The sequence below is a fragment of the Vaginella massiliensis genome (genome assembly GCF_900089075.1).
GTDB classification, from domain to species: Bacteria; Bacteroidota; Bacteroidia; order Flavobacteriales; family Weeksellaceae; genus Weeksella; species Weeksella massiliensis_A.
On the sequence record NZ_LT593746.1, the window covers coordinates 571837 to 584370 of the forward strand.

A 12534-nucleotide genomic window follows, 5' to 3' on the forward strand; every position below is an offset into this window, starting at 1 on the left:
AACGATATTAAATAATTATGTATAAAAAAAGAAATTGGTTCATACATTATCTATTGCGAGCCTATGACTTGAGTTGTTTGGTCATTTTCTTTTTTGTTTTTTTACATTTACAATACAAATATTTCTATCCAAAGGAACATTTACCGCTTTTAGACTTTCCAGATTTGCAAGATTTGGTGGTAAAGCATTACAAAGCGCTCATTTTGCTGATTGTTTCTTGGTTTTTTATTGCTAAAAATGGCAAATTGTACCACAACATTTTTCAGTCGAAATTTATCACCATCGTCAAGCGAATAAGTAGCCAAATCTTCTATTTTTCTATCATTCTTTTTGCTATTTCTGGACTCAAAGAGTATGATTTGTTTCACTATCGATTGAGTATTGCCTTTGCCATTGTGATGTTTACGATGATGATTGCGAGCCGGTTCTTTTTGTTTTTCTTCTACAGAGAACGGCATCTGAAAGGGAAAGATCTTACCAATGTTTTGATTATCGATACCAACATCAATACCCCAAAATTTATCGAAATCATCAAAGGGCGAAAAGAATTGGGCTTCCATCTGGTAAATCACCTCGAATCTGCCGAACAATTTGGTAAAAACCGCGATAAAGGTCTTATGGTAGAGGACGTTGACTTTGAACAATATTTGGCAGATCGAGCAATCCGAAGAATTTTTATATCGCAATTTGGTAATATTAATAAAGAATTTTACAAACCCATTTACGACATCGCAGAAAAACTGCACATCGAGATCAGTTATATCCCATATTCTATCTACAACAATTTCACCAATCTGAACATAGAATACATCGACACCTTGCCTATATTAGAAATCAGAAGGTTTCCTTTAGATCTTGTGCATAATCAATTGATTAAAACCCTTTTCGACAAGGTTTTTGCTCTTTTTGTATGTGTTTCTGTTCTGAGCTGGCTGATTCCAATCATTGGACTTCTCATCTATTTCGATTCCAAAGGACCAATCTTTTTTGTTCAGAAAAGAAATGGATTGAACGGACAAGAATTTGGCTGTATCAAATTCAGAACGATGCGAGAAACCAAGCTGAATTCTATAAAAGCTACGGTACGAAATGACGATCGGATTACCAGAATCGGAAATTTTTTGCGCAAGACATCCTTAGACGAAACGCCACAATTTATCAATGTTTTATTGGGCGATATGTCTATCGTGGGACCAAGACCGCACATGATTTCTCAAGACTCTTATTACAAAGAAATCATCGAGCGTTACAACCTTCGACACTATGTAAAACCTGGCATTACAGGACTGTCGCAGGTGAAAGGGCATAGAGGAGCCATAGATTGTGATGCCGATATGGAAAAACGAATCATCACCGATATTTACTATGTAAGAAATTGGTCTTTCTTACTCGATATCCAAATTATTTACCTTACGATAATGTTGGTAATCAAAGGGGATGAGAATGCAATTTAGTTGAGTTGAGTTGTGATAATAGGCAACAAAACACCATGATGAAGACAATACCTCTTTGCCTGCTCAAAGGGGATTCTGTAACAAAAAAACTCGCCATCAATATTGAAAAGGCCAGGGCATAGAAGTCCCGATTTCGGATGGCAACGTAAAAACTATTGGCGACCATCAGGCATAAGATTATCAATCCCAAAACACCCAACTCAGCCGTAGTTTGTGCATATTGATTGTGGAAATTCAGGTCCCAATAATACTCGTCTAAATCTTGTTTTTTTTGTTTTTGGGTAAGAAAGTCCTGCGCAGCATTCAGTCCGAAACCTTTCCAAAAGATAGGATATTCCTTTTGTAACTCGAACAGCAATCGCAACTGATAAATCCTGAAACTGCTTCCGTTGAAATACGAATTACGATTAAACTCTGCCTGATGCCAAGCATTGTATAGCGAGATATTTTCTATTCCGTTTTCGATAATCTCGTTTTCTTTCACATCTCGCAACTCGTTCTGAAAACGATTGTAGACATATCCGCCAGAAGAAACTAAGAGCAATGCGCCAACAAACAGCGACGCTATAATTTTTCGATTCGTCAGTTTTCGCAGATTCATTAAACCATAAATTCCAATGACAAAAAAGGTGACGATGACCATATTTTTTGATGAAAGTAAAATCAAGGAAACAAATAAAATCACCAAACAAGCCCAATCTTGCGGTCGTTTCTCGGAGCGAATGACAAGAAAAATAAAAGCCATTGCCACAAAGACCGATACATAGATGGCATTCACTTTCAGGCTTACCAAATCATGGTAAAAGAACCAATGCGTAGAACCCGTGACCAAGAAATTGTAAAAAGCAAACCCTAGCATTACCGCCATGTAAGCTGTAATGCCATAAGCGTATAACGTAAAAATAGAATCGCGTTGCTTTTGGTTGAACATCGGAATAAAACTAAAAATCACAGGTATAATAAACATGGGCAAAATTTTACCAATTGCTTTTGTACTGATCTCTGGAGCGTAACTCCAAAAGACCGATAAGCAACTCCAAAAGAACAATGCTAAAAGCAAAAAATAAGTCCAATTAAACTTAAATTTCAAATCCTTATAATTCAACACAACCGCAACGATCAATAAAACCAGCGCTACGCTGTTGAATGCGAACGGCAAAGGTAAAGTTAAAAGAAGTGCAGCAATAGAAATAGTGAGTAATTGTATCTTCGTCATATTTTGTTATCTGAGGTGAAAGGTAAAAAATGATTATTTAAAATCTTAAAAAAACATTAAAATTATATAAAGATTCGGGATATTCTAACTAAATTTAGGCTGAATTAACATATGATGTGTATAAAACGAGAATTATGATAAACTTTGAGTATCTAGAGAATAATTTAGATGAGTTGAGACTGAAATATCTTACAGCAAAACCATATCCTCATTTGATAATCGATGATTTTTGTGATGTAGAAAAATTAGAAAAAGCCTACGCAAGCATTCCAGAATTGGAGAACAAGAGTAGAGATTATGCTTTTGCCAACAACAAATTCGAAAAATCGAATTATAAAGTTTTGGGGCCAGAGTTGGAAGAGTTGTACTATGATTTATCATCAGAAAGATTCAATAAAATATTGTCTTATATCGTAAACAAAGAAATATTTGTAGACCCAAAAAACCATGGAGGAGGCTTGCACCAAGGAAAGAAAAATAGCTTTCTAGACATGCATTTAGATTTTAATTATCATCCGATCAATAAGAATTGGTATCGAGAATTGAATCTACTTTTGTACATGAACAAAGATTGGAAACGCGAATACAAAGGACATCTGAAGTTGGTTGATTTGCGTACAGAAGAAGCCGTTGAGGTGGAAGTTCCGTTCAACCGAATGATCATCCAACAGTGTGCACCTTATACGTTGCATGGTTATGATATGACCAACTTCCCAGAAGGAAATTACAGGACCTCTATTGCAACCTATGCTTATCAGGTTCATAAAACTCATATAGAAGAGCCTCGTACAACAGATTGGCATCCGAATGAAGATGCTAGTTTCTTGAAAAAAGCTTTAGCAAAAAATTACAATACGCTGGTACAAACCAAGAACAAATTTTTCGGGTCAGGAACTGCAAAAAATCAATAACCACAAGCAATACAAAGCAAATAGCTAGTTCATAAAGCTTTATTGCCGTGCTGAGGCTGACCAAAAGGACAGCCTCAGCTTGTTTTATTCGTGCTTATTTACCGTCCATTTGTTGTCTTAGCAAATCATAATATGCTTTGTTGATGATGCTCCAACTAAACTCTGTTTCGATTGCTTTTTTATTTTGTTCTATCAAATTTTGATGGTTTTCCTTTTTCAGCTTGCGGTACAATTCTTTCACTTCGTCTGAGGTTGAGAAGTAAAAAGCGTTCTCTTTCAGCACACCAGCATTGAATTCGTTGCGATGAGCACAAATTAAGCAATTGGAAGCCATCGCCTCGAGCAGAGAAGGATTTGTGCCACCCACCGAATGCCCATGGAAATACAATCGCGAAAAATGGCGCAGGTTGTTGAGCTCCTGTAAATTGTAAATTCCGCCAACGAACCGAATGTTTACATACGATTCAAACTTAGATTTCAGATAATCACCAAAGTCTGTTTCGTGTTTTCCGACGACCAAAAATGGCTCTTTTCCGTCACTTTTTGCAACACCATCCAAAATCATTTCGAGGTTGTTTTCGGGCTCGAATCGCGCGATGAGCATGCAGTATTTTTCCTTTTCGAGTTGGTATTTTGATAGAACTTCTTCGTTCGGATGTTCGAAAACATCTGCTCCGTATGCAATATAGGTCGAATCTTTTTGATACTTATTTTTAAGATAGGTTTGAATTCCTAATGAATCTGAAATCAAATGATCTGAATGTTTTGCTCCGAGTTTTTCGGCGTATTTCAAGAAGGTTTGAACTTTCTTAGAGTATTTAGAACGTTTCCATTCCAGACCGTCCATATTGGTAATGATTTTAGCTTTTTTGGGCATTAGCCACCACCAAATTGTACTGCTGGTATAGCCGAGTTGCAAAATGATATCGAAGTTGCGTTTGCGGGCATCCAATATGCAGTTGAGATCGTAGATAAATTGTCCGGCTGTGCCCAATTTGTCTTCTGGATCTTTGCAATGGATGAGTTTCACCCCTTTGTATTCTTGTTCTTTATAGGGGTGTAGCGATGAGTTGTAAACATAGACCTCTTCGCCTTGCTGAGCTAGGTAAACAGCAAAGAAATCTGCGAATTGCTCAAAACCACCGTGATAATTCGGAATGCCTCTGGTACCAAAGATTGCTATTTTCATGCGGTATATTTCTTGATGACTTGGTGTACATTTTGTACATATTTCTTGACGTCGAACTTTCGATTTACGCGTTCGAAACCATTCTCTCCGAATGATTCTATTTTTTGCGGCTCATTAGCAAGCAGTTCTAATTTGTTGACCAAGTCGTCGACATTGTTGGGTATAAATTTGTAGCCTGTAACCTGGTCGTCTACGATTTCGGTTAAACCTCCATGATTGGCTGCTACTACAGGTTTTTTGGTCAACATCGCTTCTATTGCCACCAACCCAAACGGTTCGGGTTCCATAGACGGGATTACAGCAATATCCATGACTTGCCAGTAGGGATAAACATTTTTCACGAAAGGTACAATTTTTACCTTATCACCTATTGCATAGGTTTTTATTTTGTTTTCTATATGCGTCAAAAAATCTTCTTTCCCGGGTACTGGCGAGCCTACAAACAAAAGTCTCACATTTGGATTGTTTTGCTGTATTCGGTAGAAAGCATCGACGAGCAATTCGATTCCCTTGCGTTCACTTATCCTACCAATGTTGCCATAAATGAGGGTTTGGTCGTTGGCGTCTGGAAATAAGGAAGATTTTAACTGATTCACACTTTCGGGTGATGCGAGCTTTATCGTTAATTCAATTCCATTGTACACCAAATTGGATTTTGATTGCATGATTTTGTCCTGTCCGACCCAACTTTCTAACGTCGTTCTCGAATTATAAATGACCTCATCAACCAGCTTAGATTTTACAATTTTATGGTAAATTCTGACGAAGGTTTTGGGCGATTCTATAATCTCGTGACAATGCCAAATGTGATGAATTTTGAACCAAAAACGATAGGCATTACCCAGCATTACCGAAAATGCATTGGAATAGATCAACGGTACATTGTTTTTCTTAATCAGTTTGTGCAGGTGATAGACACTTGCAAACGAATGGTATGCCAAATGCATAAGATATAGCGGATGGAACATTCGTTTATGCAATTTCAGAACAGGGATAAAATGGTATTCTATCCCATGTTTTTCTAGCTCTTTGTCTAGTAAACCCGGCTTTTGCATGATGACGATAGGGTCTATATCGTAATTGTTTTTTAGTCCAACGACCAAATCTAGAAGCGTTTTGTCTGAGCCGTACAATTCAGACGATTGGTTGATGAATATGATTTTTGTTTTATGATTCATTTTTTCAGTATTTCATAATAAGCAATGAGTCCGCCTACAAACAAAGATTTGTTATCCAATTTCAAATAATAGCCCAAGAAAACCAGGGTAGAAATAATCAGGAAAATCCCAGTGCTATTCAACAAGAGTTTGATGTTGTTTTGCAACGGATCTCGAGAAATGCTACCATACCAAATGAGGTAAAACATGCTGCTGAAGTAGACAAGCAGTCCTATGATCCCGGTTTTTAGCAGAATAGTAGTGTAGCCATTATGCAAAATTGGGGCATGGCGTACCTTTGTGCCATCGTTGGTATACATCAGTGATCCGTAATTTACCGTTGCGCCAAATCCGTTCCCAAACCAAATGCCTGCGTCTTCTCTATTGAGCATTTGCTTTATGGTGACTTTGGTTTCGTAAGACCTAAAGTTGTCGTGAAAGCGACTCGAATTGTCATTTTTCACATACGGATCGTAGATTTCTCGGGGTGAATTTTTTATTTTATAAAAAAAGTTTTCAATTCCTGTAGCATTACGGGCAGGATTCATGTCGTAAATGATTTTGTATCCTATTCCTATTATGAGGATTAATACAGAAAGTATGATGATTCTTTTTCTCGTCAATCTATACAAGCCGAGTAATCCAAAGGTGACCAATGCAAATTGGATGATGTTGGTTCTTGCAAAATAGAGACAGAGAGACGTTGTGATGATTCCGATAAAAATCCATCTTTTTCTCTGAGAAAAATCGAGCGTAAATTTTTTGTGAAACAACAATATGATAAGCGCAAATGTTTCGAGATCAGAAAAATATCCGCCGTAATGCCTCACTTGGCTCACGTATCGTATGTGGTGTACAACAAATGCATTCGCGAGTATGACGAGGTGAACAATAGCAATGATCAGTGCGCAATAGATGACCGTTTTGAAGAAATTATTGTCTTTCGTTCGGAAGCATTGATACCCAATCATGAGTCCGACGATTGGCTTCAAGAAATACGATAAATCCCTAAAAATGACGTAGGCATCGTAATCGTAAAACAAAGACCGTAGGATTCCGATGAGGCATAGGATAGCAAAGAATGAAACATAGATGAGAAAAGATTTAGAATAGTAACGTTTAACCGTTAGTGCAAACACTACAATCCATACAAAAAAACTCAATTCGTAAATGTTGATATAGCTAAAAGCTATAGCAACGAAGAACAAAAGTTGATATGCCCAGTCGCGATTCAGAACGAATTTCATGCTACACTATTTTTTAGATTCGTCTTCAAATGATAAATGTACAGTATAATCACCAAGATTTCTACCAAGAACATCGAAATAAATGCTCCCCACAATCCATAATATTTTATACCCAGACACAATACCAAAAAATTGATTGTACTAGACAGGTAAATAATTTTTGTATAAATAGAAGTCATATTGAGGGAAAACAACAATTGGCGAAGTGCCTGTGAGAACACCAAAACGAGAGGAAGCAATAGGGCTAACCTCAGCAACGGAACAATGAAAGAGAAAAACGTCTCATTCACATTGAAGTAGTGCAGAATATCATTTGCCAACACAAAAACAAGCAATACACCAAGCGCGATAATGCCCAAATTTGCCAAATGATATTGTTTCCAGTTTTTTATACCAAGCGCCAAATTTCGGCTGATTTCATCACAAACAGAGGCATAGCTAAAGTTGAAAAACATGAAAATAAAGGTCCTGAATACGCTGAATATTTGCTCTATAATTCGATAAATCCCAGCACTGGCATTGCCCAAAATAGTTCCCACGATGATGATCGGAACAAACTGATAGATGGATAAACAAAATTCTGATATGCAGATATGGAGGTCTTTTTTCAGAATGCCAATTCCTCTTTTTAGGTTTTGCTTGTTGATGGTGATATGAAACGATTTTCTAAAATACAATAATGCGATAAAGTAAACCAATACACCGCTGGTTCCCAAAAAAAAGTTTGCCCAAACATAATCTTCATAGGTCTGGACAAAAACATAGACCAAGCCGATGTATAGGGTTTTGCTCAAGACGTTGAGCACAGAAATTAGTTTGAAGTTTTCCAAACCTTGTAAAATCCAATTCGGATTCAGAAATTGTGAAACGACAATAGCAAGGCTCAACAAATAAAGTTTCTTTTCCTTTATCACCGGCAAACCAATAATCACAAGACAAAAAGTTAGAAGAATCACCAACAACAAAATGAATTTGTAGGCATAAATACTGCTGATGATTTTAGAAAGCTTTTGGGTATTTTTACGATAAATTGCAATTGCTTTTGTGCCTTGCAGATAAGAGCTGTAGTCTACTAGACAGTTCAAAATAAGGCAAATAGAAAATGCAATTCCAATTTTACCCACGCCTTCTTCTTTGCAAACACGAATCAGGTAGGGTAAAACAATTAATGGACTCAGCAAATTGATAGATTGACCGAGTCCATAAATTAAAAAATTGGATATTTTTTTTGAAATCTTCATGAAGATTTCGTGTTTAACGGATTTTTCTGAAAGCCGAAAACAGGATAAATAAAACCACAAAAAAGATGGGTAAAACGAATTTAAATTTACCCAAAATACTGGTTTTCCCTTCCAAGTTCAACGAGCTAGACATTGGGGTTACAATGTAATCGAGGTTGTGTAAATGAACTTTCAGTTCGTGGTTCCGTTGACTTAATTCTATTTTTTGCGTAATCAAATCGTTCAACGAAGACTTTTCGGAAGAGTAAATTGTAGCACCAGTTCCTGTTCCCAAAGGCACACTATTCAGAATATTATCAATCTGTCGAATAGTAGAATCGTTGATCGCGATTTGATTCTTCATATTACGCTCAATTTCAACGCGTAAAATTTGGTAATAATCACTCGCGTTGATGTATTGCACAACTTTCTGAATCACATCTTGGTTCAACATTTTCTTCGATCGAATGGTAAGCAGGTGATTCTTATAATTTTTACTCGTAGCATAATCTTCAATCACCTTTCGTGCATCGGCATTTTCTGATAGGGTTTTGAAGGTGTTGTAATACACTTCTTCCTCATTCAGAAAACGATAAATATCCACAATCGGTTCTACTTTTACTTCTATTATTTTATCTTCTGGGTTCAACCCCACCGATTGTAAGAAGGGTAGGTCGCCTAGCTCGATTTTAGAATTGAGCTGATTTACTTTTTCGTAAAAATAATCTACCGTCTGAAAGTTGGGCATCATGATGATGTTGCTTTCATATTTTTTATTGTATTGGTCTATAAAATAGCCAATTACTCCACCAGCAATAAGCAATGTTAATAGTACAAAAAACTTGCGTTTGATGAATAAGACAATCGAATAAAAAAAGGCAGAAATTCTTTGAAAGCTATTGTTTATAGAGCGCGAAACGTCTATAAAGTCTATTTCTTTCTTATCGGTAGAGTTTTGCATGGGTGTGTTTAATTTTTTGGATTAAATTATAAATAATTATAGTTATAAAAAAAACCTTGAACAATTCCAAGGTTTTATTTCATATAAATTGACAAAAGGTCTTTTACCAACCGTTGTATTTCTTTTCGTTGTCGTTACCAAATTTTATCAACTGCAAACACCACCAAACAAGCATGACGCAGCCAACTACAAACAAGATCCAATCCAATGGAGTTCCGATCAATTCTAATAGCCCGTAAGTCCAAGTGAAAAAATCACCAATCGCAAAAATTATATCTGTAATTAATCCCATGATTATTCGTTTAATCCTTAATTTGCAACAAATTTATAAAAATGTTGGATAAACTACTATCTAAAAAGCTTTTTTTTATACAGATAATTATCATTGTCTTTACTAGCGGTTTGGGAATCTTGCTCGTCAACACCGATTCTTATCTGCAACGATACAGCATTGCCATTGCACTTTTTGCCTTTAATTGGTATTTGATTGTTTCATATTTTAATGAAGATCAATCTCTTAAAGAAAACAACTATGCAATCTGGTTTTATAGCATTTGGATGATTCCGTTTACTCAATTCTTCATCGACTACCGTTTTGCCTTTGCTTTGCTGTTGATGAATTGGGTCATGATAAAAGTGTTGCAATACGAAGACGACAAGAACGATGTGCGCTCTGCTTTCGAAATTGGGCTGTTCTTGGTGACTGCTTCTTTTTTCTTACCACCTATCGCTTATTTATACCCTATTTTATTGGTTTATTTCCTCAGCCTTAGAAGCATCAACAGTTCTATTTATTGGATGTATTTCGTTGGTTTTGCGATACCAATATTGGCAATTGTGCAAATCCTCTATTTGCTCGATTATACGTTTATGTTCGATTATTATACCGAAAGATTCATGCTCGATTTTGCCCAATGGAACAACTATTTCGTATTGCTTATGCCTATTCTCGTTGTGCTTATTTTGGCGATTATCGATCATATCATGAATCAGAACAAACAGTCGGCAAACCGTAAACGAATGTACATTTTGATGATTGGTTTCTTGATGTTTTGGCTTGTACTCTTCTTTTTGTTCAATGCTCAATACACTTATTATCTTGCATTTTTGGCTTTACCCATGAGTATCATGCTCGGCAAATATGTAAAACACCTCAAATCGAATTTCAATATTTTTAAAAATGCAATTCTGATTGGTTTTTTGGTGCTGATGATTTTATACACCTTTCTCAACAAGATGCCTAAAATCTACAGCCTCTTTGGTGAGGTAACGATATAAAGTAAATTTCTCGCCGTCGAATTCGCCATAGGTAAAATAATCGATCCAATCGCCAAGATTGATGTGTTTTGCCTCGTCTAGATCGATCACCATGGGCAAATGACGATGACCATACACGAGATAATCATAATGCTGTGCTGCCAATTGCCGTTTGCTATATTGGATGAGCCACTCGTTGTCGGCACCCAAATAATAGACATCTTCTTCACCCGAAATCAACTTGTTTTTACGCGAAATGGTGATGCCCAACCACATCGCCAAATCGGGATGAAGTAAATAAAATAGAAATTGATTGATCTTGTTGGTAAAAACCCGCTTCATACGCTTGTAGCCTTTGTCACCTGGACCTTTGCCATCGCCATGCGTGATGAAGAATTTTTTACCATTGATGATGAAAGTCTGTTTGTCTTCGAATTGCAAAAGCCCAATTTCATTCACCAAATAATCTTTCATCCAAAGATCGTGATTCCCGAAAAAGAAATAAATCGGAATTCCAGCATCGCTCAATTCGGCTAATTTTCCCAAAACACGAACAAATCCTTTGGGAACAACATAGCGATATTCGAACCAAAAATCGAACAAGTCGCCCACCAAAAACAAGGCACCACAATCGTGCTGAATCTCATTGAGCCATCGAACAAACAACTTTTCTCGCTCGAGACTGGCTTGCTCGTTGGGCGCACCAAAATGATGATCCGATGCAAAATAGGCTTTTTTGCCCGCCACAAGTTCGAGAATTATGGGTTGTCCGATGCCAGCCATTCGCAGTAGGAATTTTCGGTTTCGTGTAGCTTTAGAGAAACAAGTTCGATATCTGAAGGTAAAAGCGGTTTCAACGTATCTACAATCCACAAAATCATGTTTTCGCACGATGGTTGATAAGGCGTGAATACCACGTGATGCCCTTGCGACAAGAGTTTTTCACCAAGTACTTTATGTGGTGAATTTTCGTTCAACAAGATAGCATGGTCAAACACCTCGACAACGGCTTTGTTCACGATCTTTTTCAAATCGCCAAAATCCATCACCATTCCCAACTTTACATCATCGGTGTTTTGCGATGGCGTTCCTTTTACCGTTACATACAATTTGTACGAGTGACCATGAATGTTTTTACACTTTCCATCATAGCCATACAAGGCGTGAGCTGTTTCGAATGTGAATGCTTTGGTTAAACGAATGATTTTCATTAACTTTAAATAATTGGTAAATTTTTGGCAAAGTTACATGGAATTCAAGATAATCCTAAATTCTTTGATCGATTTATTTTTCCCACATCGCTGCATTGGGTGCGACGAAGTTTTGCCCAAACAAGATTATCTTTGTTTAAGTTGTTTACAAAAATTGAGCTATACCTATTTTCCGTTGAACAACGACAATCTGGCTTACCATAAGTTACGATCGCTATGCGAGTTGGAGTCGGCTACCGCTGTTTTTTATTTCAGAAAAGAGAATATTTCACAGCAGATTTTACATGCAATTAAATATAAAAACCAAGCAGCATTAGGAAAATTTTTTGTACCAAAACTCGACTTAAATGATCAGCGATTCGATGGGATAATTCCCATGCCGATACATCACAAACGCCTGAAAGAAAGAGGATATAATCAGGTTTTGCCATTTGCCAACGAGTTGGCAGAGGTCTTGCAAATTCCAGTTTTGGATGAGGTGATCGTCCGACAAAAACATCTGAAAACTCAAACCAAAAAACATCGTGAAGCTCGTTTTCAGTCGTTAGAAAATACCTTTCTGCTAAAACAAATTCCACCAGACGGGCATTATATTTTGGTCGACGACGTGCTCACGACAGGATCTACCTTGGCTCATTGTGTCAATCTTTTTCAAACTTATCCAAAAATTAAAATAAGCATCATCACCTTGGCATATACCATTTAATCCGA

The 12534-nt window shown here is 36.8% G+C and carries 13 protein-coding genes; 4 read left to right on the top strand and 9 right to left on the bottom strand.

The features are described 5' to 3' along the window. The first annotated feature begins 17 nt into the window (after positions 1–17). Positions 18–1454 (top strand): exopolysaccharide biosynthesis polyprenyl glycosylphosphotransferase, encoded by a 1437-nt coding sequence (locus BN8061_RS03905; protein ID WP_068596677.1) that lies wholly within the window; start codon positions 18–20, stop codon positions 1452–1454. Here the strand turns inward: BN8061_RS03905 and BN8061_RS03910 are convergent. Next, a complete protein-coding gene (locus BN8061_RS03910; protein ID WP_068596679.1) occupies positions 1429–2670 on the bottom strand; it encodes an O-antigen ligase family protein in 1242 nt (413 codons plus the stop codon). The two genes, BN8061_RS03905 and BN8061_RS03910, sit on opposite strands and share 26 nt — an antisense overlap. Before the next feature lie 134 nt (positions 2671–2804). Here BN8061_RS03910 and BN8061_RS03915 point away from each other — a divergent pair, with 134 nt between their 5' ends. Beyond that, positions 2805–3581 (top strand): 2OG-Fe(II) oxygenase, encoded by a 777-nt coding sequence (locus tag BN8061_RS03915; protein ID WP_068596680.1) that lies wholly within the window; start codon positions 2805–2807, stop codon positions 3579–3581. A gap of 94 nt (positions 3582–3675) precedes the next feature. Here the strand turns inward: BN8061_RS03915 and BN8061_RS03920 are convergent, their stop codons facing one another. The 6 genes from BN8061_RS03920 to BN8061_RS03945 form a co-directional block, all read right to left on the bottom strand. Continuing rightward, positions 3676–4770, bottom strand: a complete 1095-nt coding sequence (locus BN8061_RS03920; protein ID WP_068596683.1) for a DUF1972 domain-containing protein — start codon at positions 4768–4770, stop codon at positions 3676–3678. Next, entirely contained in the window at positions 4767–5948 is a 1182-nt protein-coding gene (locus BN8061_RS03925) for a glycosyltransferase family 4 protein (RefSeq protein ID WP_068596685.1), read from the bottom strand. Before BN8061_RS03925 ends, BN8061_RS03920 begins: the two co-directional genes overlap by 4 nt. Beyond that, positions 5945–7174, bottom strand: a complete 1230-nt coding sequence (locus tag BN8061_RS03930) for an O-antigen ligase family protein (protein WP_068596687.1) — start codon at positions 7172–7174, stop codon at positions 5945–5947. The genes BN8061_RS03925 and BN8061_RS03930 overlap by 4 nt, the downstream gene beginning before the upstream one ends. Next, positions 7171–8415: an oligosaccharide flippase family protein gene (locus BN8061_RS03935; protein WP_068596688.1), complete on the bottom strand. Its 1245-nt coding sequence runs from the start codon at positions 8413–8415 to the stop codon at positions 7171–7173. Before BN8061_RS03935 ends, BN8061_RS03930 begins: the two co-directional genes overlap by 4 nt. A 13-nt stretch (positions 8416–8428) precedes the next feature. Continuing rightward, positions 8429–9355 carry a hypothetical protein gene (locus tag BN8061_RS03940; RefSeq protein ID WP_068596690.1) on the bottom strand — a complete coding sequence of 309 codons (927 nt, stop codon included), beginning with the start codon at positions 9353–9355 and terminating at the stop codon, positions 8429–8431. Positions 9356–9458: 103 nt separating this feature from the next. Beyond that, positions 9459–9647, bottom strand: coding sequence for a DUF6341 family protein (locus BN8061_RS03945; RefSeq protein ID WP_068596691.1), 189 nt, complete (start codon positions 9645–9647; stop codon positions 9459–9461). A 41-nt stretch (positions 9648–9688) separates the two neighbouring features. Here BN8061_RS03945 and BN8061_RS03950 point away from each other — a divergent pair, with 41 nt between their 5' ends. Next, positions 9689–10633, top strand: coding sequence for a DUF6427 family protein (locus tag BN8061_RS03950; protein ID WP_068596693.1), 945 nt, complete (start codon positions 9689–9691; stop codon positions 10631–10633). On the opposite strand, the gene BN8061_RS03955 is transcribed toward BN8061_RS03950, so the two are convergent. Further along, a complete protein-coding gene (locus BN8061_RS03955; protein WP_068596695.1) occupies positions 10571–11395 on the bottom strand; it encodes a UDP-2,3-diacylglucosamine diphosphatase in 825 nt (274 codons plus the stop codon). The two genes, BN8061_RS03950 and BN8061_RS03955, sit on opposite strands and share 63 nt — an antisense overlap. After that, a complete protein-coding gene (locus BN8061_RS03960; RefSeq protein ID WP_204207190.1) occupies positions 11371–11823 on the bottom strand; it encodes a 6-pyruvoyl trahydropterin synthase family protein in 453 nt (150 codons plus the stop codon). The genes BN8061_RS03955 and BN8061_RS03960 overlap by 25 nt, the downstream gene beginning before the upstream one ends. Before the next feature lie 37 nt (positions 11824–11860). On the opposite strand from BN8061_RS03960, the gene BN8061_RS03965 reads away from it, so the two are divergent. Next, positions 11861–12529 carry a ComF family protein gene (locus BN8061_RS03965; protein WP_154662246.1) on the top strand — a complete coding sequence of 223 codons (669 nt, stop codon included), beginning with the start codon at positions 11861–11863 and terminating at the stop codon, positions 12527–12529. Positions 12530–12534: the final 5 nt, after the last annotated feature.

Bases quoted from the DNA above. Each gene is read 5' to 3' on its own strand.
- BN8061_RS03930 (WP_068596687.1), bottom strand. From the start codon at position 7,174: ATGAAATTCGTTCTGAATCGCGACTGGGCATATCAACTTTTGTTCTTC.
- BN8061_RS03960 (WP_204207190.1), bottom strand. From the start codon at position 11,823: ATGAAAATCATTCGTTTAACCAAAGCATTCACATTCGAAACAGCTCAC.
- BN8061_RS03920 (WP_068596683.1), bottom strand. From the start codon at position 4,770: ATGAAAATAGCAATCTTTGGTACCAGAGGCATTCCGAATTATCACGGT.
- BN8061_RS03940 (WP_068596690.1), bottom strand. From the start codon at position 9,355: ATGCAAAACTCTACCGATAAGAAAGAAATAGACTTTATAGACGTTTCG.
- BN8061_RS03915 (WP_068596680.1), top strand. From the start codon at position 2,805: ATGATAAACTTTGAGTATCTAGAGAATAATTTAGATGAGTTGAGACTG.
- BN8061_RS03945 (WP_068596691.1), bottom strand. From the start codon at position 9,647: ATGGGATTAATTACAGATATAATTTTTGCGATTGGTGATTTTTTCACT.
- BN8061_RS03910 (WP_068596679.1), bottom strand. From the start codon at position 2,670: ATGACGAAGATACAATTACTCACTATTTCTATTGCTGCACTTCTTTTA.
- BN8061_RS03950 (WP_068596693.1), top strand. From the start codon at position 9,689: ATGTTGGATAAACTACTATCTAAAAAGCTTTTTTTTATACAGATAATT.
- BN8061_RS03955 (WP_068596695.1), bottom strand. From the start codon at position 11,395: ATGGCTGGCATCGGACAACCCATAATTCTCGAACTTGTGGCGGGCAAA.
- BN8061_RS03905 (WP_068596677.1), top strand. From the start codon at position 18: ATGTATAAAAAAAGAAATTGGTTCATACATTATCTATTGCGAGCCTAT.
- BN8061_RS03935 (WP_068596688.1), bottom strand. From the start codon at position 8,415: ATGAAGATTTCAAAAAAAATATCCAATTTTTTAATTTATGGACTCGGT.
- BN8061_RS03965 (WP_154662246.1), top strand. From the start codon at position 11,861: ATGGAATTCAAGATAATCCTAAATTCTTTGATCGATTTATTTTTCCCA.
- BN8061_RS03925 (WP_068596685.1), bottom strand. From the start codon at position 5,948: ATGAATCATAAAACAAAAATCATATTCATCAACCAATCGTCTGAATTG.